The 18,520-nt window shown below is 66.4% G+C and carries 21 protein-coding genes; 4 read left to right on the plus strand and 17 right to left on the minus strand.

Features of this window, described 5'->3' with window-relative positions; genetic code table 11:
- Positions 1–24: 24 nt before the first annotated feature.
- On the plus strand, positions 25–645 hold the full coding sequence (locus C2R25_RS06910) for a DJ-1/PfpI family protein (protein ID WP_103728628.1): 621 nt from the start codon (positions 25–27) through the stop codon (positions 643–645).
- Between the two features lie 13 nt (positions 646–658).
- Here the strand turns inward: C2R25_RS06910 and C2R25_RS06915 are convergent, their stop codons facing one another.
- The 7 genes from C2R25_RS06915 to C2R25_RS06945 form a co-directional block, all read right to left on the minus strand.
- Positions 659–1,675 carry a type II secretion system F family protein gene (locus tag C2R25_RS06915; RefSeq protein WP_103728444.1) on the minus strand — a complete coding sequence of 339 codons (1,017 nt, stop codon included), beginning with the start codon at positions 1,673–1,675 and terminating at the stop codon, positions 659–661.
- Between the two features lie 9 nt (positions 1,676–1,684).
- Positions 1,685–2,656: a type II secretion system F family protein gene (locus C2R25_RS06920; RefSeq protein WP_103728445.1), complete on the minus strand. Its 972-nt coding sequence runs from the start codon at positions 2,654–2,656 to the stop codon at positions 1,685–1,687.
- 15 nt (positions 2,657–2,671) lie between these two features.
- Entirely contained in the window at positions 2,672–3,937 is a 1,266-nt protein-coding gene (locus C2R25_RS06925; protein ID WP_103728446.1) for a pilus assembly protein CpaE, read from the minus strand.
- Positions 3,938–3,941: 4 nt separating this feature from the next.
- Positions 3,942–4,592, minus strand: a complete 651-nt coding sequence (locus C2R25_RS06930; RefSeq protein ID WP_103728629.1) for a CpaD family pilus assembly protein — start codon at positions 4,590–4,592, stop codon at positions 3,942–3,944.
- Between the two features lie 18 nt (positions 4,593–4,610).
- Positions 4,611–6,191 (minus strand): type II and III secretion system protein family protein, encoded by a 1,581-nt coding sequence (locus tag C2R25_RS06935; protein WP_103728630.1) that lies wholly within the window; start codon positions 6,189–6,191, stop codon positions 4,611–4,613.
- Positions 6,192–6,235: 44 nt separating this feature from the next.
- Complete coding sequence (gene cpaB / locus C2R25_RS06940) at positions 6,236–7,264, minus strand: Flp pilus assembly protein CpaB (RefSeq protein ID WP_103728447.1); 1,029 nt, start codon at positions 7,262–7,264, stop codon at positions 6,236–6,238.
- 133 nt (positions 7,265–7,397) lie between these two features.
- A complete protein-coding gene (locus tag C2R25_RS06945; RefSeq protein ID WP_103728448.1) occupies positions 7,398–8,108 on the minus strand; it encodes a prepilin peptidase in 711 nt (236 codons plus the stop codon).
- 79 nt (positions 8,109–8,187) lie between these two features.
- Between C2R25_RS06945 and C2R25_RS06950 the strand changes: the two genes are divergently transcribed.
- The gene (locus tag C2R25_RS06950) at positions 8,188–9,165 is read left to right on the plus strand and encodes an alpha/beta fold hydrolase (RefSeq protein ID WP_103728449.1); all 978 of its coding nucleotides are present in this window, start codon (positions 8,188–8,190) and stop codon (positions 9,163–9,165) included.
- A 5-nt stretch (positions 9,166–9,170) separates the two neighbouring features.
- Complete coding sequence (locus tag C2R25_RS06955) at positions 9,171–10,262, plus strand: FAD-binding oxidoreductase (protein WP_103728450.1); 1,092 nt, start codon at positions 9,171–9,173, stop codon at positions 10,260–10,262.
- A 9-nt stretch (positions 10,263–10,271) separates the two neighbouring features.
- Here the strand turns inward: C2R25_RS06955 and C2R25_RS06960 are convergent, their stop codons facing one another.
- From C2R25_RS06960 to ispH, 4 genes are read right to left on the minus strand one after another with little or no spacing between them, the layout of a single operon-like run.
- Positions 10,272–11,390, minus strand: coding sequence for an FUSC family protein (locus C2R25_RS06960; protein WP_233203796.1), 1,119 nt, complete (start codon positions 11,388–11,390; stop codon positions 10,272–10,274).
- Between the two features lie 49 nt (positions 11,391–11,439).
- On the minus strand, positions 11,440–11,874 hold the full coding sequence (rnhA, locus tag C2R25_RS06965) for a ribonuclease HI (protein ID WP_103728451.1): 435 nt from the start codon (positions 11,872–11,874) through the stop codon (positions 11,440–11,442).
- Positions 11,871–12,872, minus strand: coding sequence for a homoserine kinase (gene thrB / locus C2R25_RS06970; RefSeq protein ID WP_103728452.1), 1,002 nt, complete (start codon positions 12,870–12,872; stop codon positions 11,871–11,873). Before thrB ends, rnhA begins: the two co-directional genes overlap by 4 nt.
- Before the next feature lie 4 nt (positions 12,873–12,876).
- Positions 12,877–13,851 carry a 4-hydroxy-3-methylbut-2-enyl diphosphate reductase gene (gene ispH, locus C2R25_RS06975; protein WP_103728453.1) on the minus strand — a complete coding sequence of 325 codons (975 nt, stop codon included), beginning with the start codon at positions 13,849–13,851 and terminating at the stop codon, positions 12,877–12,879.
- A gap of 68 nt (positions 13,852–13,919) precedes the next feature.
- On the opposite strand from ispH, the gene C2R25_RS06980 reads away from it, so the two are divergent.
- Entirely contained in the window at positions 13,920–14,597 is a 678-nt protein-coding gene (locus C2R25_RS06980; protein WP_103728454.1) for a hypothetical protein, read from the plus strand.
- 56 nt (positions 14,598–14,653) lie between these two features.
- On the opposite strand, the gene C2R25_RS06985 is transcribed toward C2R25_RS06980, so the two are convergent.
- From C2R25_RS06985 to C2R25_RS07010, 6 genes are all read right to left on the minus strand, one after another.
- On the minus strand, positions 14,654–15,472 hold the full coding sequence (locus C2R25_RS06985; protein ID WP_233203797.1) for a 1-acyl-sn-glycerol-3-phosphate acyltransferase: 819 nt from the start codon (positions 15,470–15,472) through the stop codon (positions 14,654–14,656).
- Complete coding sequence (locus tag C2R25_RS06990; protein WP_103728456.1) at positions 15,450–15,893, minus strand: Fur family transcriptional regulator; 444 nt, start codon at positions 15,891–15,893, stop codon at positions 15,450–15,452. The genes C2R25_RS06985 and C2R25_RS06990 overlap by 23 nt, the downstream gene beginning before the upstream one ends.
- 196 nt (positions 15,894–16,089) lie before the next feature.
- Positions 16,090–16,536: a MucR family transcriptional regulator gene (locus tag C2R25_RS06995; RefSeq protein ID WP_103728457.1), complete on the minus strand. Its 447-nt coding sequence runs from the start codon at positions 16,534–16,536 to the stop codon at positions 16,090–16,092.
- A gap of 166 nt (positions 16,537–16,702) precedes the next feature.
- A complete protein-coding gene (locus tag C2R25_RS07000; RefSeq protein WP_103728458.1) occupies positions 16,703–17,161 on the minus strand; it encodes a GNAT family N-acetyltransferase in 459 nt (152 codons plus the stop codon).
- Positions 17,158–17,823: a tRNA (adenosine(37)-N6)-threonylcarbamoyltransferase complex dimerization subunit type 1 TsaB gene (gene tsaB / locus C2R25_RS07005; protein ID WP_103728459.1), complete on the minus strand. Its 666-nt coding sequence runs from the start codon at positions 17,821–17,823 to the stop codon at positions 17,158–17,160. Before tsaB ends, C2R25_RS07000 begins: the two co-directional genes overlap by 4 nt.
- Before the next feature lie 36 nt (positions 17,824–17,859).
- Positions 17,860–18,435, minus strand: coding sequence for a NifU family protein (locus tag C2R25_RS07010; RefSeq protein WP_103728460.1), 576 nt, complete (start codon positions 18,433–18,435; stop codon positions 17,860–17,862).
- Between the last annotated feature and the right edge of the window lie 85 nt (positions 18,436–18,520).

The following is an 18,520-nucleotide window of genomic DNA, read 5'->3' on the forward strand; positions in this document are numbered from 1 at the left end:
TACCATTTGGCCTTGGAGGCATTCATGCACATCGCGGTTCTGACGTTTGACGGCTTCAATGAGCTGGATTCGTTCGTCGCGGCGGCGATCCTCAATCGCATGAAGACGAGGGGATGGGCGGCCTTCATCACGTCTCCCACCGAACAGGTGACTTCGATGAACGGCGTGACCGTTCAGCGGCAACGTCCGCTTGAATTCGCGGCAGAGGCTGATGCGGTGCTGATCGGGAGCGGCGTCAGAACGCGCGAGATCGCAGGGGACGGCGATCTGCTGACGCGCATCCGTCTGGATCCTTCGCGCCAGTTGATCGGGGCCCAATGCTCGGGAACGCTCCTGCTTGCCCGGCTGGGGCTGATCGGCGATCTTCCGGCCTGTACCGACCTCACCACTAAGCCCTGGGTGATCGAGGCGGGCGTGAACGTCATCGATGCGCCGTTCGTCGCCCACGGCAACGTGGCGACGGCGGGGGGCTGCCTTGCCTCGCAGTATCTGGCGACCTGGATGATCGCACGAGGCGCTTCGCTGCCTGACGCGCTCGAGGCGATGCACTACGTCGCGCCAGTAGGCGAAAAGGCGCTTTATGTGGAGCGGGCGAAAGCGGTCGTCATGCCCTTCCTCGAACCGGCGGGATGCCTTCCGGCCTGAGCGGGACTGCCCGTCAGCCGTTCGGCGGCTGCGGATCGCCGCCCGAAAAGGCGTCGGCGATGGAACAGGCGGCCGGTCCAAGGATGACGACGAACAGCGTCGGCAGGATGAAGAGGATCAGCGGCACGGTCATGATCGCGGGAAGGCGCGCGGCCTTCTCCTCGGCGCGCATCATGCGCTCGTTGCGGAACTCGGCCGAAAGGACGCGCAGCGAGGAGGCGAGGGGCGTACCGTAGCGTTCGGTCTGGATCATCATGGTGACGACGCCGCGCACGGCATCGAGGTTCACGCGATAGGCGAGATTTTCAAAGGCGTGTCGGCGCTCGGTGAGGAACGAGAGTTCGATCGCGGTCAGCGAGAACTCGTCCCCCAGTTCGGGATAGGCCCGTCCCAGTTCGCGCGCGACCCGATCGAACGCCGCGTCGACTGTCAGACCTGCTTCCGCGCAGATGACCAGAAGATCCAGCGCATCGGGTAGCCCCTTGCGGATGGCGTCCGTGCGCTTGGTAACCAGGTTCTGGATATAGATGTCGGGTCCTTTGTAGCCGACCAGCACGGCGACGGCGAAGGCCATGAATTTCTTGAGCGCGGACCAGTCCGGGAAATAGTCGATGCCGTAGATGACCAGCCCTGCGATGCCGCCGAGCACGATCGGCGTCACGAGCCGCGCGAGGACCACTGCGACGGCCCATTCCTTGTTGCGGATGCCGGCCTGCGCCAGCTTCTGCTGGATCTCCGTGATCTGGCTGTCCTGCAGCATCCGCGCACGGCCGAGGAATGCACCCATCTTGTCGGTTGCATCGTTGCGACGCACGACGCTCTGGCGCTTGCGGGGCGCGTTGATGATGCCGGCCTTGAGCTGCTCACGGCGATCGTTGAGTGCCTTGACCCGCTTCTGCATGGGGTCGCGGATCGTGACGGCCGAGTAGATCGCGACGAAGACCGCCAGAGCGGCGATGACGGAGAGCAGCGTTCCGACGGTTGTGACGTCGAAACCGAGGAGGGTGGGACCGGCGGGTTGGTTGAGCATGTGCGGTCCTCAGATCTCGAAGCTGACCATCTTGGCCATGATGAAAGCGCCGATGCCCATCCAGATGGCACCTCCGACCCCGGCCACCATCAGGCGCTCGTCGATGAAGAACTCCCCGATATACTCGGGATTGATCCAGTAGATCATGGCAAAGACGATGAACGGCAGGGAGCCGACGATATAGGCGGATGCCTTGGATTCCGAGCTCATGGCGCGGATCTTGAGCTTCATCTGCGCGCGCTTGCGCAGCACGTCCGACAGATTGGCGAGAGTCTCGGCCAGATTGCCGCCGGTCTCGCGCTGGATGGCAAGCGTGATGACGAAGAAGTTGAACTCGGGCATCGCCAGCCGGTCCGCCGTGGCCTGGAGCGCGTCTTCCATGGTCTTGCCCACTTTCATGCGATCCGTGACAAGCTTGAACTCCTCACCGACCGGGCCCGGCACCTCCTGGGAGACGAGGGCGAGCGTCTCCGACACCGGAAGCCCCGAGCGCAGGCCGCGCACCAGAAGGTCGATGGCATCGGCGAACTTGGCGGTGAAGGCGTTGTTGCGGCGCTTGATGAAGGTGTTCACCACGAAGTGCGGCAATCCCGCGCCGACGAAGATGCCGAAGGCCAGCGCAAGGAGCAAGGCTCCGGTCTGCAGGAAAACCAGCAGCGTCACGAATGCGCCGAGACCCAGCGAACCGTAGACGTACTGCGGGATCGTCCATTTCAGGCCTGAGCGGTCCAGCCGGACGGCAAGGGCTTCCGCGCGGGAGGCCGAGCCGGCGATCTGATGGATGCGGGGCTTGCGCGCGGCGACGGCGCGCCGCATCTGGGCTTCCAGCCGATCGGTGGCGCTGGAGGCGTGGCGATAGCGCACCGATTTGAGGCGCCGGGTGGCCTCCTTCCTCGGCGAAGGTCCGGAGAAGAGCGCCCAAAGGAGCAGCGCGACGCCGGAGAGACCGGCCGCGACTATGATGACCTGCAGGTAGTTCATAGTCCTTACCCGACCTTACGAAGGCGCCTGGGCCTTCTTCTTCGCTCTTGGCATCATCGCCTTCAGATCGAACTTGCCCAGAAGCGATGGCTTGGGCGGGACCACGTCAACGCCGACATCGATGATCTCGCGGGCGATCTCGCGAATGACGCTGGCGCCCTTGGTGGCCGTGTTCGCCTCGGCAAAGGTCTGCCCCAGCTTCGCGGCCATGGATGCGGCCTTGAGATCGTAGGGAATCGTGAAGTCGATCGGCGTTTCGATCGACGCCTCAAAGTCGGCCTTGCTGATCTCGGTGAAGTTGGGCTGCACCTTGTTCGCGACGATGATCAACCGGGCCTGCGGGGCCTGGGACTTGAACCACGACAGCAGGCGGATGGTGTCCCGCGCTGAGGCCAGCGTCAGCTCCGTCACCAGCACGGCCACGCTCAGGCTGGGCGCAAGCTGCGGGAAGTTGATCAGCATGTTGCGCGGCAGGTCGAGCACTGTCACTTCGAACGCCTGGCGGAACTCGGTCTCCAGCTGGACGAAGGCGGAGCCGTCCGTGAGGAGCGGCGAACTGATCGGCGCCTCGGCAGAGAGGATGGCCAGATGGTCGTTCACCCTGACCATCGCGCGCTCGAGGAACAGGCCGTCGATACGGCTGGGGTTCTCGATTGCGTCCGTCAGGCCGCGCCCGGGCTCCAGATCCATGGTGAGGGCGCCGGTGCCGAAATGAATGTCGAGGTCGAGCAGCGAGGTCGCCAGCTTGTTATCGGTGCTGAACAGCCAGGCGAGCGAGGTAGCGAGGGTCGAAGCGCCGACGCCGCCGCGCGTTCCGATGATGGCGGCGGCCACGTGGTTCTTGGCCGCGGAGGGGTCCACCGTGCGCGGTGCTGCGAACACGGCCTGCGCCTGTGCCAGCGCGTCGCGAACGGTCGCGGGCTGCAGCGGCTTCAGCAGGTAGTCGTGGATGCCGCTGGCAACGAGGTCGCGGTAGAGGCGCACGTCGTTGACCTGGCCCACAGCGACGACAACCGTGCCCGGCTCGCAGACTTCGGCCAGAGCGTTGATGTCGCTCAGCGGGTCGCCGCTTTCGGAAAGGTCGACGAGCAGAATATTGGGGCTCGCGGTCACCGACAGCGTCTGCACGGCGTTGCGCAGGCCGCCCTTGAAGCACTTCTCCGGCTGCCAGCCCATCTCCTCGACGATGGGACGCAGAACCTCGAGCGAGGCTTCGTCGCACATGAAGGAGGCGAACTGGTCGCGACCGGCGGAACCACCGGATTTCCAGGGGGCATTCATGGCGTCAGTTCCCTCCGCCGGTGCTGGAAGTGGAGGTCTGTGAGACCGTGTTGCCCTGGCCCGTGGCCGGAGCGGTGCGGTACGCGCTGATCGCGCGGTTCGACGTCATCGCCGCGGTCGAGCCCGTGTCGTTCTGGCCGCGCACCAGATCCTCGGGGTCCGCGACCATCGCCGCGAGGTTAGAATTCGTCGCGCAGCCATAGTTCGACGACAGGCCATTGTTGGGATTGCCATCGCTCTTGACGGACCAGTCCGGGCATCCCGGCACCGTCGCGATCGCGCGCGAGACGGTGATGCGGGCGACGCCCGAGGGCACGGTGCCGGTCGGCGCGGAGGCATCGTCGATGACCAGTCCGAACTGCTGTGCGGCCATGGCCACGGCGTTGCGGGTGGTCGGGTCCATGTCCGGATCGTCCACGAGGATGCGGTCACCGTACTTGAGGCCGAGCGTCTCGAACCAGCCGGCGAGACGGGCCTGTTCGCCATAGGCGAGGCCACCGCCGGCCGTGGTCAGGTCCAGGGAATAGCTGGTCTTCTCGACTACCGGCTGATGAACCGAGTACATCGAGCGGTTGGTCGGCACGCCGGCGCAACCCGAAAGGACAGCGCCGAGCGTTGCAGCAAGAGCAGCGGTGGCGAAAGGCAGATTGCGCATGGAAATCACCTTGAACACTTAGAGGCTGAAGCCGGGCTTGGCAGATTCGTCGGAGGCGGCGCGCTTCGACTTCTTGCCCTTGGCCGGCGCTTCGCCCGCGCCGAGCCCCGGCCCGGGTAGCGGGGCGGGTGCGGGTGCCGGGTTCGAAGTGGTCGGACCGGGCCGCTTCTCCCCGCTCACGCCATCGTTCGACATGTTGCCAAGCAGGCGCTGGAGTTCGTTAGGCGCATTGAAGCCATCGGTGGGCAGGACGACCTTCGACGACGAGTTCATGGGCTGCACGATGTACGGTGTCACGATAATCACGAGTTCCGTTTCGCCCCGCCGGTAGCCGGTGGACCGGAACAGCGAGCCCAGGATCGGCAGATCGCCCGCGCCCGGCATCTTCTGGATCGTGTTTTGCGCGTTCGTGCTGAGAAGGCCCGCGATCATGAAGCTCTGGCCGGAGCCGAGTTCGATGGTCGTCTCCGTGCGGCGCACGGTGAGGGCCGGGATCTCGTACCCGTTGAGGGTTACGGCGCCTTCGCTCGAAAGTTCCGAAACTTCGGGGCGCACGCGCATGGAAATGCGGCCGCTGGTCAGCACCGTGGGCGTGTAGCTGAGGCTCACGCCGTAGCGCTTGTACTCGATCGACGTGGTGCCGAGACCTTCGCTGATTGGGATCGGGTATTCGCCGCCGGCCAGGAAGTCCGCGGTTTCGCCCGAAAGCGCCGTGAGGTTCGGCTGGGCCAGCGTGCTGACGAGGCCGACCGTCTCACCGGCATCCAGAGCGCCGAGGATGTCGAGGCCAAGCAGGCGCCCCGCGAAGCCGAGCGTGGTGCCGGTGGCGGTGGCAGCGATGTTCGACCCGCCAAGCTCGGCGATTTCGCCCGTGACAGGGTCAATGCCGATCTGAGTGGTGGCCCCTGTTCCCACACCAAGGACGCGCCCCGGTACGAAGGCGCCGGTGGTTGGGCGCTGACCGATGCCGAACTTGAAGCCCCCGGTGTTGTCGAGCGTGGACAGGCGGGAGTTCAGCGACTTGACGAGCGTGCGGCTGACTTCCGCAATGCGGACCTGCAGGTTCACCTGAAGCGGGGTAGCGATCCGCAGGCGGCTGATGACGTTCGCCTCGGCTCCGGCGTAGGCCTGCACGAGACGCTCGGCTTCGGCGGCATCCTCGGGATTCTTGATCGTGCCGGTCAGGAGGAAGGTATTCGCCCCCATCGTTGACACGCCGATGCTCGCCTCAGGCATCGCGAGGCGCAGCATCGCGTCGACGCTGTCGAGGTTGGAGCCCACCCGCACGGTACCCGACCAGAGGATCGTCCCGGCCGCGTTGCTGGCATAGACCGTCGTGGTGCCGCCGGCCTTGCCGAACACGTAGAATTGCTTGGGGGACTTCACCTGGACGTCCGCCACCGCGTCGTTCGAGATGAAGACGTCGGCCATGTTGCCGGGAACGGTGACAAGCTGGCCATTGCCGATCGACAGGACCAGTTCCTGCGCCGGCCGCGACACCGAGCTGCCCGTCTGCGCATCGGCCGAGGTGCTCAGGGCTGCCAGCGGCGCAAGCGCGGTCGCTCCGATCAGCATGGATTTGAGAAGGCTGAACTTCATCGTGGTGCCCCCGAAGAGTGAAGGACGTGCGGCGGACGCGCGCATCAGTGCTTGCCCGCAGGTTCGATGGTGGTTTCGTTGCCGCGGGTGACGCGGACCACGGGGCCGCGGAAGACCGGCGCGGCCGGTGCTCCGCCCGCCGTCTGCGGCTGCGGCGCAGCCATCGGAGCGGCCGAAGGCATCGAGCCGCCGGTGTTCTGCGGCGGGCGAGTCGCCCGCTGGAAACGCGAGACGTCGGCCCCGGTCACGTACGTCGTGGCCCCGTCGAGCGGCTGGTTCATGGCCTGGCTCATGAACTTCTCTTCCTGTTCGCGGGTCGCGCCCTCGGGAAGCTTCACGTCACCGCTGGCGAGGACGCGATCGAACTCGCCCTGGTTGTCGGCGATGGAGCGCAGTGAGAGGCTGATCTGGCCGATCTGCTGAGCGACGGCGACCTTCTCGGCGATGCGCGGGGTAACTTCGAGAGTGACGGTGCGGAAGCCCTGGACAACGGTCTTGCCGTCCTCGACCTGGCTCGTGGTGGCCTGATCGGTGGCGAGCACGCGCAGGTTGCGCAGGATCGTCTCGGCCGTGCGCAGCGGGTCGCCGTCGCCCTTCACATCCTGCGTGAGGACCAGGTCCACGCGGTCGCCCGGGAAGACGAAGCCGCCGACCCCGGCGTCAGCCGAGACGGAGATGGTGACGGCGCGCATGCCCGCGCCGAGCGCGGCCGCAAGGAAGCCCCGGTCTCCCGGCGCCACCAGCGCACCCTGCGTCAGCGGCTGCCCGGCCGTGATCGGGAAGCGCACGACCGTGCCCAGCAGCTTGGACATGTCTGCCTGGCCGTCGATGTAGTAGGCGTCCTGCACGAGATTGTCCGGCCAGCTCTGGAAGGCGACCGAATCGGCGGTGATGATCGTGCCGACGGGGAGGGCGCGTTGAGCGACAAGCACCTTGGGGCCGGTGGGATTGGCAGCCGGAACCGCCCCGGCTTGCGGTGCAGAACCTCCCGCCAGCATCGTCCTTGCAACGAACGCGGTGAAGGCCGCGACGAGCAGTGCGACCGCGAGCAGCACCACTTTCTTCCTGTCCATGGCTATTGAAGGCCCTCTGAAAATCCCTGTTGTTCAGCGTTGTGAGCCGAAATGGTTAACATCGGGTTCAAGCCGGATTTCGGGGCATTTTGGCACCCTCCCAATGGGCGCAGACGAGGTTTCGGCGCGTGCTTCACGTGGCGAGAGGCGCGAATCGGACGGTTGGCAGAACGACTGAGCCCAGGACCCAGAGCGATGCTGTCGTGATTGCGATGCCGTAGGGCACCTCGATCCTCGACTTCTGCCGGCCCATCATGTGGCGAAGGCCGATAAAGACCACGATGAGCGCCGCCAACCCCGCGACCGGGATGATCCAGAAGGCGGGCACCATGGTGACGAGAGCCTGTGCGCCCGAGGGCGAGACGATCGGCCGGTCGAAGGCGAGGGCGAAGAGCACGGCGCCAGCGCACCAGATCCAGGCGAGCGCGGCGAGCGCGGCGAGAATGTCGCGAAACCGTTCGCTGCGTCCGGTGGTCATGTTGAGCGCCGCCATCGCTACGGATGCGCCGCCGCCCAGAACCGCCATCAGGATGATCACCTGCAGGAAGGGTACGGGAGGAAACCAGAGGGCCAGCGCCGACAGCAGCTTCACGTCTCCGCCGCCCATCTGGCCGATGGCGAACAGGAGGCTGGCGACGCCCAGAGTTGCGCCGGCGAGGGCAACCTGCAGCGCCATGTCCTGCGGCGTGAGCCCCGAAGCCAGCCACCACAGCGGCGCGGCGAGCGCGACCGCCGCGGTGAGGCGGTTGCCGATATGGCGGGCGCGAAGATCGGTCAGCGCCGCGATCAGCAGCGCCGTTGCCAATGCGGCCAGCAGTGCGTAGGAAAATACAGCGCCCGTCATGCTTCGTCCCATTCGATTGAAGCGGTCTAGCCTGCCAACCGCTACCAAACAGTAACCACCATCCGAGGCTCTCCCGGCGATGACCTCTTCCCTTGAAACCCTGCGTCGATCCCCCGCGCGTCGGGCGATACCGCCTACGGCAGCGGAAACGCGCTGGGCACTGCCCGACGGGCATCTGCTCCGCCGCATCGACTGGTCGGGGCGCGGGCGGGGCTCGATCCTCTTCATGCCGGGCCGGGGCGACGCTTACGAGAAATGGCTGGAGACGCTGGACGGCTGGCATGAGGAAGGCTGGGGAGTTGTGTCGGCGGACTGGCGCGGACAGGCCGGTTCGGGGCGGATGGGGCGTGATGCCACCACCGGGCATGTGCCTGACTTCGGTCTCTGGGTGGAGGACTACGCCGCCCTCTATGCGTCATGGGCCGCATCCACCCCCGGGCCGCACGTCGCCATCGCCCATTCGATGGGCGGGCAGATCGTGCTGCGCGCGGTGGCTGAAGGATTGGTTGTTCCGGACGCGATCGTGCTGTCCGCGCCCATGCTCGGCCTTCATCCGAGCTGGCTTCCTTCCCGCCTGCTGCACCGGATGGCGCGTGGTATCGTCCGGTTGGGCGATCCGCGCCGTCCCGCATGGAAGGCGAGCGAGAGGCCGAGCCTGCCGGGATCGCTCGCTCCGCAGGCGCGCAGCCTGCTGCTGACGCACGACGACAGCCGCTATGAGGATGAGCAGTGGTGGCGGCAGAAGCGGCCGGCCCTCGGGATGGGCCCTGCCAGTTGGGGCTGGGTCGAGCGCGCTCTGGCCTCGATCTGCAGGCTCGAGCAGCCTGGGACGCTGGAGGCCATCATGACGCCGTGCCTCCTGCTGGGCACGAGCATCGACGGGCTCGTCTCCTGGCCGGCGATCCGCCGCGCAGCCGAACGGTTGCCCTTGGGCGAGCTCGTCTCCTTCGGTGCGGAATGCCGGCACGAGATCCTTCGCGAGGCCGATCCCGTGCGCAATCGGGCCTTGGCGGCCATCAGGGACTTCCTCGATCGTCACGCCGCCGCTAGGGCGTGAGCAGGATGGAAGCAGCGTACGATATCGTCATCGCCGGTGCCGGCATGGCCGGAGCCTCGCTTGCCGCCACGATCGCCGGGCGCGCGCGGGTTCTCGTGCTGGAGGCAGAAGAAAGGCCCGGTTATCACGCAACGGGGCGGTCGGCCGCGTTCTGGACGGAAAGCTACGGCGGGCCGGGCGTGCAGCCGCTGACCACGGCATCGGGACCACGGCTGAAGGATCTGGGTGTCCTGAGAGCCCGCGGAGCCCTGACGCTGGGGCGCGCCGGTCAGGAACTGGAAATAGCGCACTTCGCGGAGCAATTTCGTGCCATCGGCGTGGAGATGCACCTTCTCGGCCGCGAGGCGCTGGTGGAGCGTGTGCCCGGCCTCCGTGAAATGTGGACCTGCGGCGCCTTCGAGCCCAGCACCTGTGACATCGACGTGGCGCGGCTGCACCAGCATTATCTGAAAGAGGCGCGGCGGGCGGGCGCGGAGATCCGGTGCCGGGCGGGTCTTGCCGCCGCGCGGCGCGAGGGCGGGGCATGGCGGCTGGAGCTGGCGGACGGGCGGCACGTGGCCGCGGCCGTCCTCGTCAACGCCGCAGGCGCCTGGGCTGACGGAGTTGCGCGGCTCGCGGGCCATTCCCCTCTGGGGATAGCGCCCTATCGCCGCACCATCGCGCAGGTCGCCATCGGTAGCGACGTTCCGGATGATCTGCCGCTGGTGCTCGACATTGCCGGACAGTTCTACTTCAAGCCCGAGAACGGCCGCCTCTGGCTGAGCCCCCATGACGAGACGCCAAGCGCCCCCTGCGACGCCGCGCCTGAAGAGTTCGATGTGGCTCTCGCCATCGACCGGCTTGAGCAGGTGCTGGACACGAAGGTTGAACGCGTGGAGCATCGCTGGGCCGGCCTGCGCTCCTTCGCGCCCGACCGCTTGCCGGTCTATGGCTTCGCGCAGGGAGATCCTTCGTTCTTCTGGTTCGCGGGGCAGGGCGGCTTCGGCATCCAGACGGCGCCGGCTGCGGCGGACCTTGCCGCACGGCTGCTGCTGGGCGAGGGACCGGGGGTGGTGGATCCCACGCCTTACGCGCCTGGACGGTTCAGCGGCGCCTGAGACGCCGTCTCACTCGTTGTTCGGTGCATCCGCCGCACGGGCGTCGGTCTTGTGCCTTGGCACGAGCAGATGCCAGGCGAGGAGGACGGGTTCCAGCACCGCCATGCCAACGAGACCGCTGATCAGGCGCTGGATGGCGGGCCAGATCTGCGCATCGGCGTAGCTGTCGGGCACGAGGACGACGAGCACCGTCAGGGTGAACTGGAGCCCCAGGTACGTCACCTCGGGCAAGCCGTTCTCGATGTGGCGGCCGATGACGATGCCGAGGCAAGTTCCGGCGACGAGGACCGGGACGCTGCCCTGGGCAAGCAGCAGGACCGCCAGAGCAAGTGCGCCCCCCGCCAGGCAGCCGACCGCCCGGTGCAGAAGGCGGCGTGTGACCGGAACGAAGCCGCTCTTGCCGATCCCCGCTACAGGCACGATCATCACCGCCATGATCGTCACCGCGGCCTGCGGCAGCTCGGGAATGCGGAACAGCGCGTGCAGGAGGGGCAGCGTCGCGATGGCGAGCCCGGCCTGGGCCGCGTGGCGGGCGGCTTGTGGATGCCAGCGCATCCTGTCGGGCGGCGGCTTGCGATCCATCCACCAGCGCTTCCCGGCCATGGCGCCGACCGCAAGGCTGACCAGGGTGCAGGCAATCGTTCCCGCCGCCACCTCCAGCAGCCGCGTGCGCGCAAAATCAAGGGTGTCGAGGTCGGGCCGGGCGATCTTGTCCAGCAGGATCATCTCGAACGTCAGGCCGAACAGCAGCCAGGCGTAGGCGCGCCGGGCTGTGATCATCCCATAGAGACCGACCGCGCCGACCAGCGCGGCCGCCGTCATCGACACGGCCACGGAACCCGATGCATAAGGCACCACCGCCAGCGCCAGCAGCGATCCTATCAGCGTGCCGGTCATGCGCATGACGCCGCGCAGCAGCGTTTCGCCGACGTCGCTCTTCAGCAGGACGAATGCGGTAAAGGCCGCCCATGCCACCATCGTGGCGCCGAGCATGTGCGCCAGCAGGATGGCGAGGAGCACCGAAGCGACACAGGCCCATTCGTCCGCCATGCGCGGCCCTGGCGTGACGAGGGCGCGCAGTTCCCCGCGCAGCGTTCGCGCGGCACCGGGCGAGCGGGAGACCGTCACTGGCGCGGGCCTCCAACGAGGCTCGCGGCCGGGGAACGGAGGGGCACCCTCAGGCGGCGGCCTTTGCGGCGTCGCTGGCCAGCTTGTCCACGCGTTCGTTCTCGACGTGACCGTTGTGTCCCCGAACCCATTGCCAGGTGACCTTGTGGCGCCCTGCGGCTTCGATCAGTTCGTGCCAAAGATCGGCGTTGCGCACAGGTTGCCGGCTGGAGTTGACCCACCCCTTCTTCTTCCAGCCGTGGACCCACTTGGTGATGCCGTCGATCACGTACTTGCTGTCTGTGAAAAGGGTGACCTCGCAAGGCTCGATCAGCGCGTTCAGACCCTTGATCGCGGCCGTCATCTCCATGCGGTTGTTGGTCGTGTCGGCTTCGCTGCCGGCCATTTCCTTCTCGTGCGGGCCCATGCGCAGCAGGACGCCCCAGCCGCCGGGGCCGGGATTGCCCTTGCAGGCGCCGTCCGTGAAGATTTCCACCTGCTTCATACCGGCATCTTCTGTGCGAACAGGTCGGCATTCGCGGGGTCCGCATAGAACTGGAGCCGGCGTGCGAAGGCCATGGGGTCCTTGGGCGTGACGAGCGCATCCGCCGGGGTGTTGAGCCAGTCGTACGCGCGCGTCGCCAGAAAGCGCAGCGCCGCGCCGCGGGCGAGGAGGGGAAGCGCACGGCGTTCGCTTTCGCTCATCGGGCGGACCGCCATATAGCCGCGCAGCAACGCTTCGGAGAGGGCAGGGTCGAACCGGGAGCCGTCGGCGCCGAAGCACCACGCGGCGTGCGTGACCGCCACGTCGTACGCGAACAGATCCGTGCAGGCGAAGTAGAAGTCGATGAGGCCGGTGACCTTCTCGCCCAGCATCAGGACATTGTCGGGAAAGAGGTCGGCATGGATCACGCCCCGGGGCAGATCCGCCGGCCAGGACTGTGCAAGCTGCGCCAGTTCCCGTTCGACAAGCGCGCCAAGGTCGGGGTGCAGCGATTCCAGGCCTTCGCGCCCGCAATCCTTCAGGAGCTGCTGCCAGGCGGGCAGCGCCATCGTGTTGGCGCGGGTGCCGGGGAAATCCGCGGCGGCCAGGTGGATCTGCGCCAGTGCGCCGCCCACGGCCTCGGCTTGGCCTGGGGTAGGTTCGGAAACCGAGACGCCGGGCAGGAATTCGATCAGCGCCAGCGCCTTGTCGCCTTCCGCAGTTCGGTGCAGGCGGTGGCTGGCGCCGGTGGTGTCGTGCATGGTGCGCGGAACAGGTGCGCCGCGTGCCGCCAGATGGTCCAGCAGGTCGAGGAAGAACGGCAGTTCCGCCACTTCGGTCCGGCTTTCGTAGATCGTGAGGATGAAGCGCCGTCCGGTGCCGTCCTGCTCCGTCTCGATGAGCCAGTTGCTGTTCGAAACCCCTTCCGCGATGCCCTTGGCCGAAATGAGCGTGCCTACATCGAATGCGGCGATGATGCCGGCCATCTCTTCGGCGCCGAGGCGTGTGTAGACCGCCATGGGCTCAGCGCACCAGTTGGCGCGGCAGCTTGAACGTCATGCGCTCCTCGGTCGTCACAATCTCTTCCATCGCCACCTCGCGGATCGTCCGGATGTGAGCGACGACTTCGTTGACGAGCTCTTCAGGCGCCGAAGCACCGGCGGTCAGACCCACCGTCCGCGCGCCCACCAGCCATTCGGGATCGATTTCGTTCGCGCGCTGGATCATGTGAGCGGCGACACCCGCCCGTTGCGCGACCTCCACCAGCCGCAGCGAGTTCGAGCTCTTGGGCGATCCGATGACGAGCACGACATCGCATTCGGACGCGATCTGCTTGACCGCCGCCTGCCGGTTCGATGTCGCGTAACAGATGTCCTCGGCCTTGGGGGCGGCGACTTCCGGGAAGCGGGCTTCGAGGGCCTTGATGATGGCGTGCGTGTCGTCGACCGAAAGCGTGGTCTGCGACAGGTAGGACAGTTGGGTCCCCGGCGCGAAGTCCAGCTGCGCGACGTCGTCGACCGTCTCCACCAGGGTCATGTTCCCTTCCGGCACCTGGCCGAACGTGCCGATCACCTCGGGATGACCGGCGTGGCCGATAAAGATGATGTGGCGGCCCGCCTCGATCTGGCGTTCGGCCTGCCGGTGAACCTTGCTGACAAGCGGGCAGGTGGCGTCGAGCCAGTCGAGCCCGCGTGCCGTGGCGGCAGCCGGAACGGACTTCGGAACGCCGTGCGCGCTGAAGATCACGGGCACACCGTCAGGCACTTCGTCCAGCTCCTCGACGAAGATCGCGCCCTTGGCCTTGAGATTGTCCACCACGAACTTGTTGTGAACGATCTCGTGCCGCACGTAGACCGGCGCGCCGTAGATTTCGATCGCCCGCTCGACGATCTCGATCGCGCGGTCGACGCCGGCGCAGAAGCCTCGGGGAGCGGCAATCAGGAGGCGGATCGGCTGGTCCGGGCTGATCGGCGGCGTGGACTGAAAGGGCGCGTTCATGAACGGCCCTCTAGCGCTTTGCCGCGCGCATCGCTAGGGCAAGCGCACGCCATTCGAGGAAGTTCACGATGAATGCACGCCGCCTGACCGCAACTGTCCTGTGCTCCGCCGCTGCGCTCGCTGCGCTCAGCGGGTGCAAGACCAAGGGCGAGATCGTGGTTGACCAGGGAGTCGGCATCACGGCGGTGCGCTCGACGTGCCCGGCCGTCGGCATCCCCGAATACACCGGCGACGTGACGACCTTCCGCAACGCCGGGGCGAAAACGGCGGACAACATCGATGTCGTGGCCGCTCTCACCGGTGTGCGCGCGCAGTGCAACGAGGCGGACATTGCCGCGGCTGCCGGCGACAAGGTGACTTCGACCGTGACATTCCAGGTTCTCGGTCGCCGGAGCGACACCTCGGGCGCGCGGCAGGTTACGCTGCCTTACTTCGTGAGCGTGCTGCAGGGCGGCAATTCGGTGGTGAGCAAGCGCGTCGGCACGGTGACTCTCAATTTCGCGGATGGAGAGCCGCGCGCGCAGGCGACCGTCACGGGCAACGCCTTCATTGATCGCGGCGCGGCAACGCTGCCGCAGGAGATTCGCGACCGTATCACCCGCAAGCGCAAGGCCGGCGACACCGACGCCGCCCTGGACCCGCTGGCCGATCCTGAAGTGAAGGCGGCCCTTGCACGAGCCTCGTTCGAGGTGCTGGTCGGCTTCCAGCTCGACGACGGTCAGCTGGCTTACAACGCCACCCGTTGATGCAGACCTCCGTCTCGCCCTTCAGAAGCGGGCGGACGGAGGATCCCCGCCTTGCGTCACTCGGTGACGGGTGGCGTCCGGTGCTGCCCGGCGCGAGCGCGTGCGATTGCGGAATGCGCGGCCCTGGCCATGCGCTTGCGGTCCGCCCGTTCGTCAGGCGAAAGCGGCGTCAGCAGATGGACATCAAGATGTATCGGCCTGACGCGGGCGAGAAGGCGCAGCGCGTTATGAAGGCCGCTCTCCTCACCGATCCAGGCGATGCCGGGCGTCTCGGTCCCGTAATCAAGCCAGACGGGCTGGACAGCGACGCCCGCGTCGCCTTCGAGGGCTGAAAGCAGTGAGGACTTGAACGGCAGGGTGCCCGTGCCGTCGGACGTCGTGCCCTCCGGAAAGATCGTGAGCGCCCCGCTCTCGGTCAGGGCATCGCGCACTTGCCTGACCTGTTCGGCAACGCTGGTGCGCCGCTCGCGCGCTACGAACACCGTATCGTTCAGTTTGCACAGCCAGCGGAGAAGGGTGACGCGGGCAAGGCCCTCATGCGCGACGAACGCTGTGCCGGTGCTGCCCGCAAGTGCGGGGATGTCCAGCCAGCTCACGTGATTGGAAAGCAGGAACGTGCGTTCATCGGTGCGCTTCCCATGTGTCCGCACCCGCAGCCCCGCAATCATGCCCGCCCCGCGTAGAAACAGGCGCGGGATTGGGCTGGAGGGAGAAAAGAGGGCAACAAGATGATGGAGCAGCAGACAGCCGATCAGCCACGTTAGCAGCACGGTGAGCCGGACCGCGATCAGCGGCCAGCCCCATGGGCTGATCCGCTGGTCGGTTCGCAAGGCTTCTGCTGCCACCGGCGCCTCAGCGACGGGTGACGGGCTCACCATCTTCGCGTTCGAGCTTCACGCCGAACAGTTCCATGCGGTGGTCGACGAGACGGAAGCCGAGGCGTTCCGCGATCTGCCGCTGAAGGGCTTCCAGTTCGGGATCGACGAATTCGATGACCTGGCCGCTTTCCACGTCGATCATGTGGTCATGATGCGCTTCGGGAGCCGCCTCGTAGCGGGCGCGGCCGTCACCGAAGTCATGCCGGTCGAGGATGCCCGCTTCCTCGAACAGGCGCACGGTGCGGTAGACCGTCGCGATGGAAATGCCGGGGTCGATGGCCGTCGCGCGCTCGTGCAGCTTTTCGACGTCCGGATGGTCCGTGCTCTCCGAAAGCACTTTCGCGATGGTGCGGCGCTGTTCGGTGATCCGCAGTCCGCGCTCGGCGCAAAGGGCTTCGATGTCGATTGGTTGGCTCACGATGGACCTGTAAGTAGAAAGAGAAAGGCGCGCCGCCTAGATAAGGTGGCGCGCCTGCGATCACAACAGCGATGGGGATTCGTCCGGGGGGCACGGCAGGCAAGCGCGTGACTTGTCCCCGGAAAAACGGCTTTCCCGCTATCACCGTCCGGCGTCATCGCCGGCCCGGATCATGTCTCCGAAAGTGCCGCGCCGATCAGGCGGCGGCCACCTTGGGCTTGCGGCCACGGCGGGTGTCCGCTTTGCGACCCAGGCCGATCTTCTTGGCCAGTTCACGACGCTTCTCGGCGTAGTTCGGTGCGACCATCGGGTAGTCGGCCGGCAGGTTCCAGCGCGCGCGGTACTCTTCCGGGGTCATGTTGTAGTGCGTCATGAGGTGGCGCTTCAGCATCTTGAGCTTCTTGCCGTCCTCAAGGCAGACAATGTAGTCCGGCTTCACCGAAGCGCGGACCGACACGGCCGGCTCAGGCTTTTCTTCTTCGACAACCGGAGCTCCGCCAAGGCCGGCAAGTGCGCCATAGACATTGGTGATGAGCGAAGGCAGATCCTCGACCGTGACGTTGTTGTTGCTGACGTGAGCGGCGACAATGTCGGAGGTCAGCGTAATCAGCGTCTCGTTCATGTCGGTCTGGATATTTTCCATTGTTCTGTCTTGTCCTTAGGTGCGACCAGTTTTTTTGAAAGCCGGGAGGCCTGTAGGCCTTCTGGTCGGTCCATTGGACGATTTCGGTCACAAGTGCAAGTTGATTGGGGCGTTGTGATCAAAAAGCACTTCCAATTGCAGTAATCGGAAAAATAACGATTACGCTTTAAGCTATGTCACAGGCAAAAGTAACCGCGTCGAGCCGGCGTCCGCTTGGGGTGCGGTAATACTCGCGCCGCTCGCCAATGGGGTAGAAGCCGAAGTTGGTATAGAGTGCTTCTGCCGGATTTCCTCTTCTCATTTCCAGAAGAAGTCGTCGCGCTCCGCGACTGGAAGCGCCGAGCCGAAGCCGGTCGAGCAAGATGCGGCCGAGGCCCTTTCCTCGGTATTCCGGGCAGACTGCGAGAAGCAGGAGTTCCTCTTCCTCGTAACCGGTGCGCGAAAGGAAGAACCCGGCGCCCTGTTCGCTGTCCGCCGGAAGTTGGCCTTGTGATGACAGCACGCAGTAGTGGCAGTTTCCGAAGCCGAGCGCATCTTCGACTTGCCGGCGGTTCCACGCCTCTCCGTAGATCGGGTCGAACGCTGCGGTCATGACGGCCATGATCAGGTCGATATCGTCGTTCATGCGGCTCCCGCAGGCAACTTCGCGTCAGGACCACGGCCATAGAGTGGCAGGGCCTCGGGCATCAAGATGCTGGAAGAAAGCAGCCCGAAGGCGCGTGCGTCCGGCCACAGGGGCAGGGCGCGCCCGTGGCCACGCGCCGCCACCAGAGCCTGCGCCTGGTTGCCGGCCACGAGTTCGCAAGTTACGGCGGCCGCTGCCGCATCCGGGCGCAGCGATGCCAGGGCGGAGCGCGTCGCGCCGTCCGCGTCGAAGCTCTCGACGAACCACTCGCCGTGGCCGCCTGTCGTCGCGACGCCGAGTCCTTGCGGCCCTTCGCTCTCGCGCGCCATGGCGGCGATCAGCGCGAGGGTGGGGTAGCCGACCAGCGTCGCCCCCCAGGCAAGGGCAAGCGCGCGTGCCGCCGCGAGGCCGACCCGGACGCCAGTGAAGCTGCCCGGCCCAAGCGCGACGGCGATCCGGTCGGCGCGGCCCTTGTCCGGCAGCGCCGCGATCATCGGCACAAGCGCTTCGGCGTGGCCTCGGCCGAGCATCCGGTAGTCCCCGGCAACGCACGCGTCACCTGCGAAGAGCGCCACCGAACAGGCATCGGTGGCGCTATCGATTACGAGGGTCGTCGTCTCGACCGGGGAGGCGGCGCTGCGATCCGAACCGGCGTCAGCCATCACGGGAGCACCCGCTTCGCATGATCATGGCGTAGCTCAGGCCGCGCGCACTTCGGTCACTTCGGGAACGTAGTGCTTCAGAAGGCTTTCGATGCCGTGCTTCAGGGTTGCCGAGGACGAAGGGCAGCCGGAGCAGGCGCCCTGCATGGAGAGGTACACGACACCGTCACGGAAGCCACGGTAGATGATATCGCCGCCATCGTTGGCGACGGCCGGCCGCACGCGGCTTTCGATCAGATCCTTGATCTGGTCGACGATATCGGCGTCGGCCGGGTCGTCCCCGAAGTTGTCTTCCTCCGGCGGGACGGAAATCCCACTGGCGTCGCCGCCCTTGAACAGCGGCGCTTCCGAGACGAAGTGATCGAGCAGGATCGAGACGACCTGCGGCCGAAGCGACGCCCACTCTACCCCTGGCGCTGCGGTAACCGAGATGAACCCGGTGCCGAAGAACACACCGGTCACGTCGCCGAGATCGAAGAGAGCTTCGGCCAGGGGCGATGCCGCTGCATCTTCCGGCGAGGTGAATTCGCGCGTGCCGGACGGCATGACCTGCCGGCCGGGCAGGAACTTGAGCGTCGCGGGATTGGGCGTCGTTTCGGTTTCGATGAACATGATGGTCGCGATGTAGGTGAAGTCTCGGGAGGGTCAAGCCTGCGAAGACCACCTTGCCTGCGCAAGGGAGCATGAAATTGCCGTG

This window comes from Novosphingobium sp. HII-3, from assembly GCF_002916655.1.
GTDB lineage: Bacteria > Pseudomonadota > Alphaproteobacteria > Sphingomonadales > Sphingomonadaceae > Novosphingobium > Novosphingobium panipatense.